Annotated in this window: 18 protein-coding genes and 3 tRNA genes; 13 read left to right on the top strand and 8 right to left on the bottom strand. The window is 41.4% G+C overall.

What is annotated here, in order from left to right:
- Positions 1-146 precede the first annotated feature (146 nt).
- The 5 genes from dnaB to tgt form a co-directional block, all read right to left on the bottom strand.
- Entirely contained in the window at positions 147-1,688 is a 1,542-nt protein-coding gene (dnaB, locus tag KJK34_RS08310; protein WP_223053401.1) for a replicative DNA helicase, read from the bottom strand.
- A 153-nt stretch (positions 1,689-1,841) separates the two neighbouring features.
- Positions 1,842-2,795 carry an acetyl-CoA carboxylase carboxyltransferase subunit alpha gene (locus KJK34_RS08315; RefSeq protein ID WP_223053402.1) on the bottom strand — a complete coding sequence of 318 codons (954 nt, stop codon included), beginning with the start codon at positions 2,793-2,795 and terminating at the stop codon, positions 1,842-1,844.
- A 79-nt stretch (positions 2,796-2,874) separates the two neighbouring features.
- Positions 2,875-3,759 carry a DMT family transporter gene (locus KJK34_RS08320; RefSeq protein ID WP_223053403.1) on the bottom strand — a complete coding sequence of 295 codons (885 nt, stop codon included), beginning with the start codon at positions 3,757-3,759 and terminating at the stop codon, positions 2,875-2,877.
- Positions 3,746-4,822 carry an LptF/LptG family permease gene (locus tag KJK34_RS08325; RefSeq protein ID WP_223053404.1) on the bottom strand — a complete coding sequence of 359 codons (1,077 nt, stop codon included), beginning with the start codon at positions 4,820-4,822 and terminating at the stop codon, positions 3,746-3,748. The genes KJK34_RS08320 and KJK34_RS08325 overlap by 14 nt, the downstream gene beginning before the upstream one ends.
- 65 nt (positions 4,823-4,887) lie before the next feature.
- A complete protein-coding gene (gene tgt / locus KJK34_RS08330; protein ID WP_223053405.1) occupies positions 4,888-6,018 on the bottom strand; it encodes a tRNA guanosine(34) transglycosylase Tgt in 1,131 nt (376 codons plus the stop codon).
- 88 nt (positions 6,019-6,106) lie between these two features.
- On the opposite strand from tgt, the gene KJK34_RS08335 reads away from it, so the two are divergent.
- From KJK34_RS08335 to KJK34_RS08350, 4 genes are all read left to right on the top strand, one after another.
- Positions 6,107-6,949: a hypothetical protein gene (locus KJK34_RS08335; RefSeq protein WP_223053406.1), complete on the top strand. Its 843-nt coding sequence runs from the start codon at positions 6,107-6,109 to the stop codon at positions 6,947-6,949.
- Between the two features lie 94 nt (positions 6,950-7,043).
- Positions 7,044-7,892: a transketolase gene (locus KJK34_RS08340; RefSeq protein ID WP_223053407.1), complete on the top strand. Its 849-nt coding sequence runs from the start codon at positions 7,044-7,046 to the stop codon at positions 7,890-7,892.
- A gap of 103 nt (positions 7,893-7,995) precedes the next feature.
- A complete protein-coding gene (locus tag KJK34_RS08345) occupies positions 7,996-8,949 on the top strand; it encodes a transketolase family protein (RefSeq protein ID WP_223053408.1) in 954 nt (317 codons plus the stop codon).
- A 146-nt stretch (positions 8,950-9,095) separates the two neighbouring features.
- The gene (locus KJK34_RS08350; protein ID WP_223053409.1) at positions 9,096-9,518 is read left to right on the top strand and encodes a hypothetical protein; all 423 of its coding nucleotides are present in this window, start codon (positions 9,096-9,098) and stop codon (positions 9,516-9,518) included.
- A 46-nt stretch (positions 9,519-9,564) separates the two neighbouring features.
- Here KJK34_RS08350 and KJK34_RS08355 read toward each other — a convergent pair whose 3' ends face one another.
- On the bottom strand, positions 9,565-10,455 hold the full coding sequence (locus KJK34_RS08355) for an FKBP-type peptidyl-prolyl cis-trans isomerase (RefSeq protein WP_223053410.1): 891 nt from the start codon (positions 10,453-10,455) through the stop codon (positions 9,565-9,567).
- An 81-nt stretch (positions 10,456-10,536) separates the two neighbouring features.
- Here KJK34_RS08355 and KJK34_RS08360 point away from each other — a divergent pair, with 81 nt between their 5' ends.
- Genes KJK34_RS08360 through KJK34_RS08370 form a run of 3 tightly spaced genes read left to right on the top strand, consistent with a single transcriptional unit; the run spans position 10,537 to position 12,008 of the window.
- On the top strand, positions 10,537-10,932 hold the full coding sequence (locus KJK34_RS08360; protein WP_223053411.1) for an RNA-binding S4 domain-containing protein: 396 nt from the start codon (positions 10,537-10,539) through the stop codon (positions 10,930-10,932).
- The gene (locus KJK34_RS08365) at positions 10,922-11,503 is read left to right on the top strand and encodes a methyltransferase (protein WP_223053412.1); all 582 of its coding nucleotides are present in this window, start codon (positions 10,922-10,924) and stop codon (positions 11,501-11,503) included. The genes KJK34_RS08360 and KJK34_RS08365 overlap by 11 nt, the downstream gene beginning before the upstream one ends.
- 7 nt (positions 11,504-11,510) lie before the next feature.
- Positions 11,511-12,008, top strand: coding sequence for a phosphoribosyltransferase family protein (locus KJK34_RS08370; RefSeq protein WP_223053591.1), 498 nt, complete (start codon positions 11,511-11,513; stop codon positions 12,006-12,008).
- Here the strand turns inward: KJK34_RS08370 and KJK34_RS08375 are convergent.
- Positions 12,005-12,517, bottom strand: coding sequence for a shikimate kinase (locus tag KJK34_RS08375; protein WP_223053413.1), 513 nt, complete (start codon positions 12,515-12,517; stop codon positions 12,005-12,007). The genes KJK34_RS08370 and KJK34_RS08375 overlap by 4 nt on opposite strands.
- 130 nt (positions 12,518-12,647) lie before the next feature.
- Between KJK34_RS08375 and KJK34_RS08380 the strand changes: the two genes are divergently transcribed.
- From KJK34_RS08380 to porT, 5 genes are all read left to right on the top strand, one after another.
- Positions 12,648-12,720, top strand: a tRNA-Lys gene (locus KJK34_RS08380).
- A 28-nt stretch (positions 12,721-12,748) separates the two neighbouring features.
- Positions 12,749-12,821: transfer RNA gene (locus KJK34_RS08385), tRNA-Lys, on the top strand.
- 55 nt (positions 12,822-12,876) lie between these two features.
- Positions 12,877-12,958, top strand: a tRNA-Leu gene (locus tag KJK34_RS08390).
- A gap of 184 nt (positions 12,959-13,142) precedes the next feature.
- Complete coding sequence (ubiE, locus tag KJK34_RS08395) at positions 13,143-13,874, top strand: bifunctional demethylmenaquinone methyltransferase/2-methoxy-6-polyprenyl-1,4-benzoquinol methylase UbiE (RefSeq protein ID WP_223053414.1); 732 nt, start codon at positions 13,143-13,145, stop codon at positions 13,872-13,874.
- Positions 13,875-13,876: 2 nt separating this feature from the next.
- Positions 13,877-14,584: a type IX secretion/gliding motility protein PorT/SprT gene (porT, locus tag KJK34_RS08400; RefSeq protein ID WP_223053415.1), complete on the top strand. Its 708-nt coding sequence runs from the start codon at positions 13,877-13,879 to the stop codon at positions 14,582-14,584.
- Here porT and KJK34_RS08405 read toward each other — a convergent pair.
- Entirely contained in the window at positions 14,571-15,308 is a 738-nt protein-coding gene (locus KJK34_RS08405) for a TrmH family RNA methyltransferase (RefSeq protein ID WP_223053416.1), read from the bottom strand. The two genes, porT and KJK34_RS08405, sit on opposite strands and share 14 nt — an antisense overlap.
- 39 nt (positions 15,309-15,347) lie before the next feature.
- Between KJK34_RS08405 and tamL the strand changes: the two genes are divergently transcribed.
- A complete protein-coding gene (gene tamL / locus KJK34_RS08410; protein ID WP_223053417.1) occupies positions 15,348-17,912 on the top strand; it encodes a translocation and assembly module lipoprotein TamL in 2,565 nt (854 codons plus the stop codon).
- Positions 17,913-17,944 lie beyond the last annotated feature (32 nt).

Below are 17,944 nucleotides of genomic sequence, written 5' to 3' on the forward strand. Positions count from 1 at the left end.
GAATTGGAGCCTTTAGTGTTTTTAATGCATATGTGATTTACTCAGGCAATACAACCTCAGCACCACATACAATCATTTCTTTAATCTCTTCTGTCAGTTCCTGTAAATTGTTCTTCATCTCACTATTTTGTTAAGGGTGTATTTTATTAAAATGGTACATCATCATCATCATTACTGCTGCTGTTCATGTTGCTGCCAAAGGCATCATTAGCAGAAGGCAGGTTCTTTATAAACTGGGCATTATCGTTCATGCTTGATGGCAGTTCGTCAAAAGGAGAGCCAAAATCGTCAAGGTTATCAAACTTACCAAGGCTGCCGATAAACTTAAGCCTGATGTTATCGAGCCCGCCATTACGGTGCTTAGCAACGATAAACTCTGCCTGCCCCTGTGTAGGTGAACGCTCCTCATCATCCCATTCATCTATCTTATAGTATTCAGGACGGTAAATAAATGACACGATATCTGCATCCTGCTCAATCGCTCCTGATTCCCTAAGGTCAGAGAGTAATGGTCTTTTACTGGAACCACGTGTTTCAACTGCACGTGATAGCTGCGACAGTGCAATTACCGGCACGTTAAGTTCTTTTGCAAGTGCTTTAAGGTTACGGGAAATAGTTGAAATTTCCTGCTCCCTGTTACCTCCGTTTTTACCGCCACCGCCGGCTGTCATCAGCTGCAGGTAGTCAATAATAATCATCTTGATTCCGTACTGTGAGGATAGCCTCCTTGCTTTTGCACGTAAATCAAATATGGATAAAGACGGGGTATCATCTATAAATAATGGTGCGCGCTCAAGATCCTTCACTTTAATACTCAACTGCTCCCATTCGTGCTTTTCGAGCTTACCTGTACGGAGTTTTTCAGATGAAAGCCCTGTTTCGCTTGATATCAGCCTTGTGATAAGCTGTACCGATGACATTTCAAGTGAAAAAACAGCAACGGGGTGCCCAAAATCTATAGCTATATTTCGTGCCATAGAAAGTACAAAAGCTGTTTTACCCATACCCGGCCTTGCCGCTATAATGATAAGGTCGCTTGGCTGCCATCCCGAAGTAAGCTTATCAAGGTCGTTAAAACCTGTTGCTATACCGCTAAGCCCTTCTTTATTGGCTATTTCCTCAATACGCTTCTTAGCCTGTATTACAAGGCTTTGAGCCGTTTCTGAGCTACGCTTAATGTTACCCTGCGTAACTTCGTACAGCTTTGATTCGGCTTTGTCCAGCAGGTCGAATACATCTGTGGTTTCATCATACGACTCTTCGATAATTTCACTCGAAATCTTTATAAGGCTGCGCTGTATAAACTTTTGCAGTATAATTCGCGAATGAAACTCTATGTGCGCCGAAGATGATATTTTCTGTGTGAGCTGGATAAGGTAAAAATCGCCACCACTCATTTCAAGCTTACCGTTCTTTTTAAGCTGTGCCGAAACTGTTAATAAGTCAATCGGCTGGGTGTCGTTAAAAAGCTGGACAATTGCCTCAAAAATATACTTATGGGCATCTTTGTAAAAAGCATCCGGCTGAAGAATATCAATAACCTCATCAACCCCTTTTTTATCTATCATCATGGCGCCAAGCACAGCCTCCTCTAAATCGAGGGCCTGCGGTGGCAGCTTGCCTTTCTCTAAGTTGATAATTGTAGATTTATCAACTTTAACCGGGTTTATATTCCTGATATTTTCCATAGTGCTAATGTAAACAAATTTGAACGGGCGGTATTAAGTAATTGTTAAGAACAGCCTGTTCATAAAATGTTTATAACGTGTGTTGCTGTTGTTGATATGTCAAAAAAAATCCGAAGCATAGGGGCTTCGGATGTATTTAGCCAAAAAGGCTCATTATTCCTTAAATTCGCCCATATTCAGGTACTTATTCATCCTTTTCGCTAAAAGCTCATTTGTTGATAAGTCTTTAAGTTCATTATAGGCTTTCATAATATATTCTTCAACATTCCTGAAGGTGGTTTCCCTGTCATAGTGGGCGCCTCCAAGCGGTTCAGGAATGATGTCGTCTATCAGTTTTTGTTTTTTCATGTCCTGCGCGGTAAGCTTCAGCGCTTCGGCAGCCTGCTCTTTATACTCCCAGCTCCTCCAAAGGATTGATGAGCACGATTCCGGTGATATAACAGAATACCATGTGTTCTCGAGCATAAATACTTTATCACCAACACCTATACCAAGTGCCCCGCCTGATGCACCTTCTCCAATTACAATGGTTATAATTGGAGTTTTTAGGCGAACCATTTCAAAGATATTCCTTGCAATGGCCTCACCCTGTCCGCGTTCTTCCGCTTCAAGGCCGGGATAAGCGCCGGGGGTATCAACAAGCGTAATTACCGGTATGCCGAATTTTTCGGCCATCTTCATAAGGCGCAGGGCTTTCCTGTAACCTTCGGGGTTTGCCATACCAAAGTTGCGGTACTGCCTTGTTTTGGTGTTATAGCCTTTTTGCTGGCCCACAACCATAAAGCTTTGTCCGCCTATTTTACCAAGACCGCCAATCATGGCTTTATCATCTTTAAAACCCCTGTCGCCAAACAGCTCAAGGAAGGTATCGCCCATCAGCGCCCTTACATGGTCCATAGTATAAGGACGGTTAGGGTGCCTTGACAGCTGAACCCTTTGCCATGCAGTAAGGTTTTTGTAAATCTTTTTCTTGGTTTCTTCGAGCTTTTTCTCAATCTGCTTGCAGGTATTGGATACATCAACATCCGATTCCTGGCCTATTATCGTACACTTATCAAGCTGGTCTTCCAGCTCTTTAATAGGGAGTTCAAAATCTAAATATTCCATAGTTTAAGCAGCATTTTGCTTTTGGTTCGAACTACAAAGATAAAAGTTTAAGTTCAGATAAAAGCAAAAAAGCATTTAATTACTTTGCCTTTTTAGTGTATTTTTTCAGTATCCCATTCAAAATCACCGTGGTAATAATTATGGCTGCACCAACATAAAATGTCCAGCTCATTTTCTCTTTTTCATTAAAAACAAGCAGTGCCAGTATAATGCCATATACAGGCTCCATATTAATAGTAAGCATTACCGTATATGGTGATAAAAACTTCATTACCTGTACCGATGCAATAAAGGCATAAGCAGTACAAAAAGACCCCAATGCAAACAGCCATATCCAGTCGGTTGCCGGAATTATAAAGAATGAAGCACTAAAACTGCCCGTAAACAAAAGGTAAATTGAAAGAAACAGCACTCCACCCGAGAGTTCGTAAAAAGATATAACGGTTGGATTGTACTTGTGTGCGAGCTTACCGTTAATTATAGAAAAACTTGCCGATAAAAAAGCAGAGGTTAGTGCCAATACAATTCCATAGGTGTAATCGCCTTCAAAATGAAAAATGAGGTATAGCCCCGCAACTACAAAAACCCCGAACAGCACTTCATATCCCACCACCCTGCGTTTGTAGAAAATAGGCTCAAGCAGCGAAGTAAAAAACGCACCGGTACTGAGGCATGCCAGCGTTACCGAAACATTCGAGACTTTTATAGCCTTAAAGAAGGTAACCCAGTGCAGGGCTATTATGAGCCCCGCCACCAGCAGTATTGCAGCTGTTTTGCCATTAAGCTTTAACGGCAGCTTTTTAATGAATGCGTACAGCAGTATTATAAGTACTGCTATAGACATGCGGAACCACACCAGCGGAAAAGCATCGAGCGTAATGAGTGCGCCTAATACCGCTGTGAACCCCCAGATAAAGACTATGAAATGGAGGTGTATGTAACTTTTAATATTATCGCTTAGCATTTCGAAGCAGGAAGATTGCTAAAATTCCGAAAACTATGTTGGGTAGCCATACCGCTATAAGCGGATTGATACTCGATTTTTCGGCCATAGTACCGAAAACCTTATCAAAGAAAATGTAAACAAATGCAAGGCTAATGCCCATAGCAAGGTTTACCCCCATACCCCCGCGGCGTTTCATACTTGATACCGCAACGGCAATTATGGTTAATATAAAGGCCGAAACGGGTATGCTGTATTTTTTATATTTAACAACAAGATAGGTATTGATGTTACCCGAACCGCGTGCCCTTTCTTTGTCTATAAAATTGTTAAGCTCGCCAAGCGTCATGGTTTCGGCTATGTAAATTACCGGTGTAAGATCATCCGGCACAAAATTGAACTTGAACTTTTTTTCCGGTGCCGACTCCAGCACATCGCCCATTTTCCCTACAGTACGCTTAGAGTAGCCTGCAAGCGTGTAGGTACTGTCGGCTTCATTCCAGGTTATAGAGCCTGCATTTATTTTATACTCAAGCTGGTTGCCATTAAACTTTTCAAGGTTAAAATTGTAACCGCGCTTTTGCACATGGTTAAAACTGCTTACATAGATATACTCGTCGTCGCTTATCTGCTTATATACATCCTGGTTCTGTCTTATTTCAGGATTACTCTTTAAATAAGTGTACCTAAAATCGTTAAACCCCTTACTGGCCTTCGGCACAAAAAAGAATCCCATTACAAGTGCCAGCAACGATATAAACGTAGCCCCCATAATATAGGGTCTTAAAAAGCGGGTAAAGGAGATGCCCGAACTTAATATGGCGATGATTTCTGTATTATTGGCAAGTTTACTGGTAAACCATATAACCGAAAGGAACAGGAATATAGGGAACAACAGGTTGGCAAAGTAAATAGTAAAGTCGCCATAATACTCCATAACCTGGAGGAACGGCACCTTTTTAGCGAGAATTTTATTTATCTTCTCTGAAACATCTATCACTATACCAATAGGGATAAACAGCAGCAGCATTACAAAAAATGTTGCCAGGTAGCGTTTCAGAATATACCAGTCTATTAGTTTCATGCTTTGTTCAGGGTTTCAGGTTTCAGGTTTAAAATCTGAAATCTAAAATCATAAATCTAAAATGATTAAAGCCTCTGGCTCATGTTGCGTACCATCATTTCTTTCCACTCGCGGAAATCTCCCGCTAAGATATGCTTTCTTGCCTCACGAACCAACCACATATAAAAACCTAAATTATGGATAGTAGCTATCTGCTTGCCAAGATATTCGTTAGAGGCAAACAAGTGCCTCAGGTAAGCTTTGGTATATTCAGTATCAACAAAGGTTATGCCCATTTCATCTATCGGAGAAAAATCGGCTTCCCATTTTTTATTCTTGATGTTGATAGTCCCGTTAGCTGTAAACAGCATGCCGTTACGGGCATTTCGCGTAGGCATCACACAGTCAAACATATCTACACCTAACGCAATATTCTCTAAAATATTGATTGGCGTGCCCACACCCATAAGGTAACGCGGTTTATCTTCAGGTAAAATGCTGCAAACCACATCGGTCATAGCATACATTTCTTCGGCAGGTTCGCCAACAGAAAGCCCGCCAATGGCATTACCCACAGCACCGGCATTGGCAATATATTCAGCCGATTCTTTACGGAGGTCGGTATAGGTACTCCCCTGCACTATGGGGAAGAACGCCTGGCTGTAGCCATATTTAAACGGCAGTTTATCAAGGTGGGCAATGCACCTGTCCAGCCAGCGGTGCGTCATGTGCATACTGCGCTTTGCATAGCGGTAGTCGCATGGGTAAGGCGTACACTCATCAAAAGCCATAATAATATCGGCACCAATGGTACGCTGAATTTCCATTACACTCTCCGGCGAAAAGAAATGGTACGAACCATCGATATGCGATTTGAACTTAACTCCTTCTTCCTTTATCTTTCGGTTAGCTGAAAGCGAGTACACCTGGTAGCCGCCACTATCGGTAAGGATATTGCGGTCCCAATTCATGAACTTGTGCAGGCCGCCTGCCTTTTCCAGTATATCGGTTTGCGGGCGCAGGTATAAGTGGTAGGTATTCCCCAGTATAATATCGGGGTTAATGTCGTCTTTCAGTTCGCGCTGGTGCACACCCTTAACAGATGCCACCGTGCCCACCGGCATAAATATCGGGGTTTGTATAGTACCGTGGTCGGTTGTTATCTCCCCTGCCCTGGCTTTGGTTTGCGGGTCTTTGGTAATCAGGTCAAATTTCATGTCGCTCTTTTACAGCCTGCAAAGATAGGTTTTAGATTTATGATTTTAGATAAAAGCTTATATTTATAAATTATTAAATAACAAAAGAATGAATATTAATAAACTCTCTTGCGTCCAGTGTCATACTATTATTAAAGATGAAAAAGGGAGAGGACACATTGCTCCAAATCCTCATTCAGAAATATTAGGACTTACAGAAAATGCATATTATACTTTTACATGTCCTAAAGGACATGTGAATCATTTCATACATGATAATCTCAAATTCGAAATATTATTCGAATTAGGAGTTAACGCTTTAAATGATGATTACTACAGAGAAGCCATTACTAATTTTGCAGCTTCATACGAAAGATTTCATGAATACATGATAATGCTATTGTTAGACTGTAAGAATTTTGATGAATTTGACAGATCACTTGAAGCGCTAAAATTAATCGAAAAGCAGTCCGAAAGACAATATGGAGCATTTGTAACACTATATTATAAGAATTTAATGGTCTTACCTCCATTAATCCAAAAATATAATTCTAAGGACTTCAAACCTGCTCAAGATATCATACACTTTAGGAATAATGTTGTTCATCAAGGATATATACCTACAAAAGAACAAGCTATTACTTTTGCAAAAGCTACTTCAAAGTATATTGAAGATGTATTAAGTTCAATACATGAGAATGATGATTGGATCATATCAAAAACTAATGCATTCTACTTAGCGAAGAAAAAAAGTATATGCCCAGTACAGGATATAAAAATACACGCATTTAGTATATTTTCATTTGTTAAATCCAATAGCATGCTTTTGCACCCTGAGCTTAGTAGGAAAAAAAGTTTTGAAGAGCACTTACAAATGATGAAAAAATTTAAAAATAGCATATACGAGGAATTAATAAATATACAAACTCTTATTCCTATAATAGACAAATGATGTTGTTTAACTTTCTTCATCACCTTGCTAAAATTAAACTTGCCCCTCATCAAAATTAAAAGTACTTTTGCACCTGTTTAACTAATTTCTACGAATGAAACCTAACACACAACAACTTAACGATTTAGCTATTCAGGTAAGAAGGGATATCCTTCGCATGGTTCACGCTGTAAACTCCGGGCACCCGGGCGGCTCGCTTGGCTGTACCGAATTTATGGTTGCCCTTTACCAGGCCATCATGGACCGCAAGGAAGGCTTTGATATGGACGGCATTAATGAGGATATATTTTTCCTTTCTAACGGGCACATTTCACCTGTATTTTACAGTGTGCTGGCGCGCAGCGGGTACTTCCCGGTTAGCGAGCTTGCCACTTTCAGAAAACTGGACTCAAGGCTTCAGGGCCACCCTACCACCCACGAGGGGCTGCCGGGCATCCGTATGGCATCAGGCTCGCTTGGGCAAGGGCTTAGCGTGGCTGTGGGAGCAGCACAAACCAAAAAGCTTAACGGTGACAAGCACCTTGTTTACAGCCTGCACGGCGATGGCGAATTGCAGGAAGGCCAAAATTGGGAAGCTATAATGTATGCTTCTGCCTACAAGGTAGATAACCTTATTGCTACCATAGATGTTAACGGTAAACAGATTGACGGCCCTACCGACGAAGTACTGAACATGGGCAGTATAGGCGCGAAGTTTCTTGCTTTTGGCTGGGATGTGGTAGAGATACAACTTGGCAACAATATAGAGGCTATTATAGCCGGCATGCTTGAAGCGAAAGCGCGTACAGGCAAAGGAAGGCCGGTTTGTGTACTGTTGCATACCGAAATGGGTAACGGTGTAGATTATATGATGCACACACACGCATGGCACGGTAAAGCGCCAAACGATGAGCAGCTTGCCAAAGCAATGGAGCAGAACCAAATAACTTTAGGGGATTATTAAGCCCCCCGACCCCCAAAGGGGGCATTCCTACCTTATTGTTTTAATAATAACACCTGTTCCCCTTGCAGGAGTTCCCCCCTCGGGGGATAGGGGGCTTTTAGTCATGAAAAAATATACAAATACAGGAAATAAAGATACACGCTCCGGTTTTGGGGCAGGGCTCACTGAATTAGGCCAGAAGAATGAAAATGTTGTTGCCCTTTGCGCCGACCTTATCGGATCGCTTAAAATGGACGACTTTAAAAAGAACCACCCTGAACGTTTCTTTCAGGTGGGTATTGCAGAGGCTAACATGATAGGCATGGCTGCGGGTATGACTATCGGTGGAAAAATACCTTTTACAGGTACTTTTGCCAACTTCTCTACCGGTAGGGTTTACGACCAAATCCGCCAGTCGGTTGCCTATTCGGGTAAAAATGTAAAGATATGTGCATCTCACGCCGGCTTAACGCTTGGTGAAGATGGTGCAACCCACCAGATACTTGAGGACATAGGATTGATGAAAATGCTTCCTGGTATGACGGTAATCAACACCTGCGACTATAACCAGACAAAAGCGGCAACGCTTGCCATAGCCGACCATGACGGCCCTGTTTACCTGCGTTTCGGTCGTCCGTCTGTACCTAACTTTACACCGGAGAACGGAACTTTTGAAATAGGCAAGGCTGTAATGCTAAACGAAGGTACCGATGTTACCATAATAGCAACAGGCCACCTTGTTTGGGAAGCACTGGAAGCTGCCGAGGCATTAGAAGCCAAAGGTATATCTGCCGAGGTAATAAACATACATACCATAAAGCCGCTTGATGAGGAAGCTATACTTAAATCGGTAGCCAAAACAGGCTGTGTGGTTACTGCCGAAGAACACAACATATTGGGCGGGCTTGGCGAAAGCGTAGCACGCACACTGGCGCTCAACAACCCTGCTCCGCAGGAGTTTGTGGCTGTAAACGACAGTTTTGGCGAAAGCGGCACTCCAGACCAGCTTATGGAAAAGTATAAGCTAAACGACACTGCCATTGTTGAAGCTGCAGAGAAAGTGATAAAGAGGAAGTAAGTTTCTAAAAATATACATTACAACAGAAAACCGCTCTTTGAGCGGTTTTTTTATCGGGTATATATGCGATTTGTCGATTAGCAACCAAAGTTTAAAAAGCAATATAGTATATTGAGTTATTCATTAACTATTTAAATTACTATATCATGAAAAAATTAGTTTTGGCGCTTGCCATTTTTTCCGCGTTTACATTAGTTAGTTTCACTAATAATGAAGCATCTAATTCTGAAACATTATTAAACCAATGCACGAATGCATCCGCAATCACTCTTACGTGCAGCCTTACTAATGGAGGCCAGGATCTTCTTTTTGAGTGGAATGGTCCAAATCTAATTCATAACACCAGTTATACGCATACAGCCAGATTAGAATTCCTTGACTGTAATTTGCGTAAAGCAACCTATCCTATTAATAATTTTTTTAGTTCTACATCACTAATTATACCAAATGGAATTACAGGTGTGCCAGGCGCTTCAGACGATTGTTTTCAGTATAGGGTGAGGATTACAGGAGGAACCATGGGGACAACGCAGTGCGAAACAGTTACAAGTTATATTTTATTCCCATAATAATCAAAAGAAAAAAACCGCTCAAAAGAGCGGTTTTTATATTCTATTAAAAACAGGCAGGATCTAAATGCTTTTTAATTATACCGCCTTCGCACGGTGGTATATCTTCAAAATCATAAGCCTCGCCCGTTAAAGGGTTTTCAATTTCCTGGCGGGTGGTATAACCGTCGCCGTCATCATCAGTATCAAGATAATTCGGTATATCATCCCCATCAGTATCATAGTCGGCAATATCAACACCTTCAATAGTTTCATCTTTATTCAGGATACCATCGCCATCACTGTCGGCATACGTAACATCAAACAACTTAAAACTGAAGATAAGCGGCGAGTATGACGGTATATTAACCTGTGCAGAGTTATAATAGCCAAAAGCTGAAGGCAGGAACATAACCCCGGCACCGTAATTCTGGAAACTTGCAGGATCAGGGCTACCGGGTTCATCTATATACTCCCCTCCCCTGAATTGTGGCATAAGCTCCTGCCAGCCTAAAATAGTTCCGGCAAGCGAAGAATAGGTCTGCGGAAACGGATTGTAATCAAATTGTGTCCCGTCCAGCCTCATGCCACGATAGGCAGCAAGTACATTATCTGCTCTTGTAGGCTGTTTGCCTACTCCTTCGTTAAGCACCAGGTAATATAGTGTCATCTCTACATCGTCTATACTAACCTGCTTGTTTTGCAGCGGGTATGTTGTCTGGTCCCATATAGAGGTTTGCTCGGCAGGTATGGTAAGCGTATCTATCTGAACGTTAAAGTCGGCATCTACACTTGCTATATAATGTGTTTTAAGGTATTCTTCTATAAGTGGCTTTTCAACCGCATACTGTTCATCATAAGGCCTTGGCGGCGTTATAGAGTTATCGTCATCATTTTTACAGGCTGCTACAAAAAATATGGCTGCTAAAAGGCTTAAATACCTTAAATTTCTCTTCATTTTTAATTTTTATTTTAATGGCGCAAGATACAATTTTCCGCTATTTTTGTACAGCTATAACAACGATTTTTAGAGATTAGTATGAGGATTGACAAATATTTATGGTGTGTGCGCTACTACAAAACACGCAATATAGCTACAGAGGCCTGCAAGAAAGGGCATATATCTGTAAACGGGCAACAGGTAAAGCCGTCGCGGGAGGTTTTTAAAATGGATAAGATAACCGTGAGGCGCGACCAGATCAATTACCAGCTAACCGTGATTGATATTCCGCAAAACCGCGTAGGCCCTAAACTTGTAGATGTGTACCGAAAAGATGAAACCCCTGCCGAGGCTTTCGAGCATCTGGAAATGCTAAGATTAAGCAAAGAGCACTACAGGGTCAAAGGCACAGGCCGCCCAACTAAAAAAGACAGAAGGGATATTGAAGATTATACCGATGAGGGTTTTGATTTTGACGACGACAATGAATTTTGACAGTAACTATTGGGAAGAACGCTACAAAAACAACCAGACGGGATGGGATGCAGGCAGCGTAACCACTCCCATAAAGCACTATATAGATAACCTAACCGATAAAAACCTGAAAATACTGGTGCCCGGGGCCGGTAACGGGCATGAGTTTGAATACTTACTACAACAGGGGTTTAACAACAGCTATGTTATAGATATAGCCTCAACCCCGTTGCAAAACATTAAAGCACGGCTTCCTGAAGTACCTGACAGCCATATAATACATGGCGACTTTTTTGACCATGCAGGAGAATATGACCTGATTATAGAGCAGACGTTTTTTTGTGCACTGAATCCCGCATTAAGAAAACAATATGCTGAAAAGATGTACAGCCTGCTAAAACCGGGAGGCAGACTGGCAGGGCTTCTGTTCAGCTTTCCCCTAACGGAGCAGGGTCCGCCTTTTGGTGGATCTGTAGAAGAATATGAAGCAATTTTCAGCCCTCACTTCACTATTAATAAGATGGAAGAAGCCTATAATTCAATCAAGCCGCGGGCAGGAAAAGAACTCTTTTTTATCTTTGAGAAAAAATAACACTAACCTGATGAAACATATAATCTTAACACAGCAGGAAATAGAGCATAAAACAAAGCGAATAGCGTACCAGATATATGAAACTTTTTCTGATGAAAAAGAAGTGGTATTGGCGGGTATTGCCACCAATGGATATATCTTCGCACAAAAACTGGCTAATGAGTTAAATTCAATTTCTGACCTGAAGGTAACGCTGTGTGAGGTAAAAATCAATAAACAAAACCCTTTGGATAGAGTAGCAACTTCCTTATCTGCAGAAGAATATACCAATAAAGCACTGGTATTGATTGATGATGTTTTAAACTCGGGCACAACCCTTATTTATGGTGTTAAGCACTTTCTTGAAGTACCGCTTAAAAAATTTAAGACAGCCGTGTTAGTAGACCGTAACCACAAGCAATATCCTGTTAAAGCTGACTTTAAAGGCTTGTCGTTGTCCACTTCATTAAAAGAGCATATACAGGTTGTTTTTAATACTGAAGAGGCTTACGCCTTTCTTAGCTAATAAAGGCTCATAATTTCATTGACAACAACTTCGGGGCTCTTGCCATCGGTTATCACTGTGTGCTTTGCTTTATTATAAAAATAGCTTCGCTCGAACAGGTGCTGCCCTATAAATTCCGTTAAAGCATCTACCTGCAAACCTTTTAACAAAGGGCGTTCGGTAGTATCGGCAGCGAGCCGTTTTACAATTTCGGGGATTGATGCCTTAAGGTATATTGATATAACATCTTCCTGCTCCAAAAAAAGATGATTATTGGCATAACAGGGCGTTCCGCCACCCAGGCTAAGCACAAAACCATTATCGCTTTGCACAATTTCTTTTAAGGTTTCATGCTCTGTTTTGCGGAATTTAATTTCGCTTTCCTGAAAGAGCTGCGGAATTGTTTTCCCTGTATTTTGCACTATAACAGCATCAAGATCAATATACTTAAGCCCTGATGCAGATGCTAAAAGCGGGCCTGCAGTGCTCTTGCCGGAAGCCATATAGCCACACAAAATAATTTTTTTCATGCAATAAGTAGTTATATACTAATAGGTTAATATAAATTAACTATAAAAAACCCAAAAATATAATAAATTGGCTTTGATTAATAAATAATACATCCGTATATTTGCACCCGCATTCAGGGAATGATAAAATGACTCGATAGCTCAGTTGGTAGAGCACAACACTTTTAATGTTGGGGTCCTGGGTTCGAGCCCCAGTCGGGTCACAAATGATCTTAGTTTCCTTAATGCCACGACTCGATAGCTCAGTTGGTAGAGCACAACACTTTTAATGTTGGGGTCCTGGGTTCGAGCCCCAGTCGGGTCACAAAAGTTAAGCTGCAACATCTGCCCGCTTAACTTTTTTTGTTTTACATCTGCCCGGCCATGTGGAGAAATTGGTAGACTCGCCATCTTGAGGGGGTGGTGCCGCAAGGCGTGCTGGTTCGAATCCAGTCATGGTCACTTTTTATGACATGAAAAAACGTCAAAACGTATAAAAGCTCTGCAACTGCGGAGCTTTTTGTTTGTTAACCAGTTTATTATTTTATCTTAATATAATAAGGTGTTACTCCCAGTAGTTTCATACTTAAGCGCTTTATAACATATTATTATTAAAACTTCTGCTATCTTTGCGCAAAATACCGCAATGTCAAAAAACGTTACTCCATATAAAGATTCCGGACTGGGCAAAAAAGAACAGGTTGCGCAGATGTTTGATACCATTTCTGAAAATTACGACGGGCTTAACCGCGTAATCTCGTTTGGTATTGATGTGAAATGGCGTAAAAAAGTTTTGAAAATGGTGGCCGACACCAAGCCGAAAACCATTCTTGACATAGCTACCGGAACAGGCGACCTTGCTATTTTAATGACGGCAACCTCTGCAACCGAAATTGTGGGTGCCGATATATCAGCGGGAATGCTTGATGTGGGGCGAAAAAAAATAAGCGAACGCAAACTTGACAGCAAGATAAAAATGGTTTTGGCCGACAGCGAAAACCTTCCGTTTGAAGACAATTATTTTGATGCCATTACTGTAGCTTTTGGTGTACGCAATTTTGAAAATCTTGAAAAAGGCCTTTCCGAAATTTTAAGGGTATTAAGGCCGGGCGGCATTTTTGTAATACTCGAAACTTCTGTACCTACACGCTTTCCGTATAAGCAGGGCTACCGTTTTTACTCAAAATTCATACTGCCTGTTATAGGCAGGCTGTTCTCTAAAGATAAATCGGCTTATGCCTACTTAAGCGAATCGGCCTCTGTTTTTCCTTATGGTGAGGCACTAAACAATATTTTAAGGAAAATCGGGTTTATAGAGGTGAAAGATTTGCCGCAAACAATGGGAGTGGCTACTATATATTCCGCTTCAAAAAAATGAGCATGAAAAAATTTCTGGTTTACATAGCATTGCTTTCGGGCCTGTACTGCAACGCGCAGTTCGGCACGCAGGTATTTTCTAAAGACCCTATTATAAACCTCGAAAACTTTGATAAGCAAAGGGTTCACTGGGGTTACTTTTTAGGTTTTAACAGTTATGGCTTTAAGTTTGATTATAACAACACCCCCCAGGCTGATATTATAGTTAAGCAAACCACAGGTTTTAATGTGGGGCTTGTGGGCAACCTGCGACTGTTTGAACATTTAGACCTTCGTTTTGAGCCGGGGCTGTATTATGCCCAGCGCAACCTTACTTTTCCGCAGGTTGAAGATGAATTTGACAGGTTAAGGGAAGTAAAATCGACATACATACATTTTCCGCTATTGCTTAAATTTTCTGCATTACGTACAGGTAATGTAAGGCCTTACCTTGTGGGTGGATTTTCGCGCACACTTAATCTGAGCAGTAACCAGGATGCAAAAGATGACAACTATGCCCAGATATTCAGGATGAAGAAAATGACCAACAACTGGGAAATAGGTTTTGGTGTAGATCTTTATTTTGAATACTTTAAGTTTTCACCATCCATACGTGGTGTTTTCGGCTTAGAGGATGAGCTTATCCGAGATAACGACCCCAACAGTATTTACACCGGCAACGTAAACTCGATGAAAACGCGTGCTATTTTAATCAATTTTACTTTCCACTAAAATTCCGCTTCAGTTCGCTTAGCACTATTGCGGCGGCAGTTGCCACGTTAAGGCTTTCGGTTTCCTGCAGCCTGCCAAAGCGCGGTATGGCTATGCGTTTGGTTACATATGCCTCTACCCCTGCCGAAATACCATTGGCTTCATTACCCATAATTATAATGCCTTCTTCAGGCATTTTACCTGTATAAATATTATCACCATCCATAAAAGTACCTAATATAGGCAGTGTGGTTGTGCTTAAATAATCTTCAAGATTAGTATAACTTATATTTACCCTTGAGAGGCTCCCCATAGTAGCCTGTACTACTTTTGGGTTATATATATCTGCCGACTGTTCTGAGCACACGAGATGCTCTATCCCGAACCAGTCGCAAAGCCTAATTATAGTTCCCAGATTACCCGGGTCGCGCACATCATCAAGCGCCATAATAAGTCCGTGGTTTTCTACAGGTACGGGTTCGGGCATTTCAAAAACGGCAAGGCACGTATTGGGGGTAGTAAGCGCACTTATTTTTTTAAGCTCTGCTTCGGTTATTGTATATTTTTTATTGTCTTCAACCTCATTAAAATCAGGCAATGTGGTAAACAAAGAATGCAATTCAAAATTGGATGCAAGCAGTTCCCGCACTACCTTTACGCCCTCGGCAAAAAAGAGTTTATGCTGCTTTCGGTATTTTTTTTGCTGCAATCCCGTTATTAGCTTAATTTGGTTCTTGCTAATCATAAAAAATGTATTTTTGAATTACTATTTGGCACCCGCACATTGAAAAATAAAATAACAAAAATAGCACTAATTCTTTTATCGGTACTGCTCTTATATTCGTGTTCGCTCGTAAAGAGGGTTCCCGATAACAGGCACCTGCTGGAAGAGAACACCATAACCGTTAATGGCGAAGAGAAGAAAGAGGAAGCACTGCAGGAACAGCTCTATCAGCAGCCAAACACAAGTATATTGGGTTACCACTTAAGGCTTCACCTGTATAACCTTGCAAAAAAAGATGCCGACTCTTCATACCAGGCTTGGTTGGCACGCAATCCGCAAAGGCACGAAAACCTGCGCAAGCTGCTTTCTGAAAAACAGGTACAAAGGCTTGGCGAATCTTTTATTGTTGCAGGTTTAAGCAACTTCCTAAAAAAAGTAGGCGAGCCACCTGTACTTGTAGATCCTGTCCGGGTGCGTAAATCAGCTAACAGGCTGCTTTCTTACTATTATAAAAGAGGGTACTTCCGTACCAAGGTAGGCTATCGTGTAGATACACTTGGTGTAAAAAAAGCACAGGTTAATTATACTGTAGAAACAGGAAAACCTTATGTTGTAGATTCTATAGCAACCTACATTGAGTCTCCGGTGCTTGATACGCTGTATCAAAAAATAAAAGATGAATCGCTAATTAAAAGCGGAAAGCAATATAACGAAACTGATTTTACAGGCGAGCGTGAGCGTATTGCCAACTACTTCCTTAACAGGGGGGTGTATCGCTTTGAACCCAATTATATTTCTTACATTGTAGATACTGTAAACACAGGGTATAAAGCTAATGTTGACCTTATTATTGATAATGAAACCGTCCGCAGGGGCGACAGTACATTTACGCGCCCTTTCAAAATTTTCAAGGTAAGCCAGGTAAATATTTACACCCAAAATGCCGCCGACCCAAATGGTACCATAGACAGCACTACATACAATGGCTTCCGCATATTTAGTAACGGTAAGCTTAATTACAGGCCAAAGGCGTTAACCGATCCGGTTTTTATAACGCCCGGCAGTACCTTTGCCGATTTCAGGAGGGTGCTTACCTACAGGTATATCAATAACCTAAGGGTGTTCTATTATCCTAATATTAATTATGTGGTTGACAGCACAGACACAGAAGGCTCATCTCTTATTGCCAACATTTACCTGAAACCACGCGATAACTTTAAGCTCTTGTATGGTATAGACCTTACCCACTCCAACATTCAGGATATGGGTATTCAGGGTAGCACAGGGCTTTCCATCCGCAACCTGTTTCGCGGTGCTGAAATTTTAGATCTTACCCTACGTGGCAACATAGGCTCTTCGAGAGACCCTGCCATTAGCGACAGGAGCTTTTTCAACATACTGGAGTATGGCGCGGATGCAAAGCTCAGCATCCCGAGAATATTTTTTCCGCTAAACACTGATAACATAATACGGAAGGAAATGCTTCCTGCCTCATTACTAAGCCTGGGTATCAGCAGGCAAAAGAACATAGGCCTCGATAAGGAGAGCTTTACAGGTGTGCTAAATTATAACTGGATACCCAAAAGGAACCGCACGGCAAGGCTGGACCTGTTTAACATTCAGTACATACGGAACGTTAACCCCGATAATTACTTTTTTGTATATAATTCATCTTACGACAGGCTTAATGATATTGCCAATACCTATGCGGAACAGTTGAACCCAACCTACTATAGTGTTGACAGTGACGGAGATGTGCGGCTGAATATTGAAGAAGGCACAAGAGCGTTTATAACCGGTGTAGATGGCGGCGACATAACAACAACGGCACAGGATAGGCGCGAAGTGCGCAGTATAGAAGAACGCAGGCGAAGGCTTACCGAAAACAACCTGATATCGGCAACTAATTTTACCTATACCACCACAACGCAGGATAATTTAAATGATAGTGAGTTTTTTATTTTTAAAACAAAATTAGAAACGGCAGGAAACACACTATCATTAATTTCATCTTTAACCGAAAAGAACAACCGCAGCACCAGCGGCAACAGGACATTTCTTGATGTAGAATACTCACAATATGTAAAAGGAGAACTTGATTTTATAAAGCACTTCGATCTTACGCATAAAAGGGTACTGGCAATGCGGGCATTTTTCGGGCTGGCTGTGCCTTACGGCAACTCTGACAACATACCCTTTACACGAAGCTATTTTGCAGGGGGAAGTAACGATAACCGTGCATGGCAGTCCTACAGCCTGGGGCCGGGCAGCAGCGGCAGTGTTAACGATTTTAATGAAGCCAACCTTAAAATGCTGTATAGTGCGGAATTGCGTTTTAACCTGTTCGGGCAATTGAACGGGGCTATATTTGGCGATGTGGGCAATATCTGGAATGTTTTTGATAACCAGGACCAACCTAAATATATTTTTAACGGGCTTAGCTCATTCCGCGACCTGGCCTTTGGCTCGGGGTTTGGCTTCCGTTACGATTTAAACTTTTTCGTAGTAAGGTTTGATATTGGTTTTAAAACTTACAACCCCGGCAGGCCGGTAAACGACAGGTGGTTTAAAGAGTATAATTTTGCCCATGCTGTTTATAATGTAGGTATTAATTATCCATTCTAAAACTAAAAGTACTATTTTTGTACATCACAAAC

It is taken from the genome of Flavobacterium coralii, assembly GCF_019891545.1.
Classification (GTDB): Bacteria; Bacteroidota; Bacteroidia; order Flavobacteriales; family Flavobacteriaceae; genus Flavobacterium; species Flavobacterium coralii.

Excerpts from the sequence above, each read along its gene's own strand:
- KJK34_RS08320 (WP_223053403.1), bottom strand. The coding sequence starts at position 3,759 with ATGCTAAGCGATAATATTAAAAGTTACATACACCTCCATTTCATAGTC.
- porT (WP_223053415.1), top strand. The coding sequence starts at position 13,877 with ATGAAAAAATTTCTGGTTTACATAGCATTGCTTTCGGGCCTGTACTGC.
- KJK34_RS08345 (WP_223053408.1), top strand. The coding sequence starts at position 7,996 with ATGAAAAAATATACAAATACAGGAAATAAAGATACACGCTCCGGTTTT.
- KJK34_RS08405 (WP_223053416.1), bottom strand. The coding sequence starts at position 15,308 with ATGATTAGCAAGAACCAAATTAAGCTAATAACGGGATTGCAGCAAAAA.
- KJK34_RS08375 (WP_223053413.1), bottom strand. The coding sequence starts at position 12,517 with ATGAAAAAAATTATTTTGTGTGGCTATATGGCTTCCGGCAAGAGCACT.
- KJK34_RS08365 (WP_223053412.1), top strand. The coding sequence starts at position 10,922 with ATGAATTTTGACAGTAACTATTGGGAAGAACGCTACAAAAACAACCAG.
- KJK34_RS08335 (WP_223053406.1), top strand. The coding sequence starts at position 6,107 with ATGAATATTAATAAACTCTCTTGCGTCCAGTGTCATACTATTATTAAA.
- dnaB (WP_223053401.1), bottom strand. The coding sequence starts at position 1,688 with ATGGAAAATATCAGGAATATAAACCCGGTTAAAGTTGATAAATCTACA.
- KJK34_RS08355 (WP_223053410.1), bottom strand. The coding sequence starts at position 10,455 with ATGAAGAGAAATTTAAGGTATTTAAGCCTTTTAGCAGCCATATTTTTT.
- tgt (WP_223053405.1), bottom strand. The coding sequence starts at position 6,018 with ATGAAATTTGACCTGATTACCAAAGACCCGCAAACCAAAGCCAGGGCA.
- KJK34_RS08315 (WP_223053402.1), bottom strand. The coding sequence starts at position 2,795 with ATGGAATATTTAGATTTTGAACTCCCTATTAAAGAGCTGGAAGACCAG.
- KJK34_RS08360 (WP_223053411.1), top strand. The coding sequence starts at position 10,537 with ATGAGGATTGACAAATATTTATGGTGTGTGCGCTACTACAAAACACGC.
- ubiE (WP_223053414.1), top strand. The coding sequence starts at position 13,143 with ATGTCAAAAAACGTTACTCCATATAAAGATTCCGGACTGGGCAAAAAA.
- KJK34_RS08340 (WP_223053407.1), top strand. The coding sequence starts at position 7,044 with ATGAAACCTAACACACAACAACTTAACGATTTAGCTATTCAGGTAAGA.
- KJK34_RS08350 (WP_223053409.1), top strand. The coding sequence starts at position 9,096 with ATGAAAAAATTAGTTTTGGCGCTTGCCATTTTTTCCGCGTTTACATTA.
- KJK34_RS08325 (WP_223053404.1), bottom strand. The coding sequence starts at position 4,822 with ATGAAACTAATAGACTGGTATATTCTGAAACGCTACCTGGCAACATTT.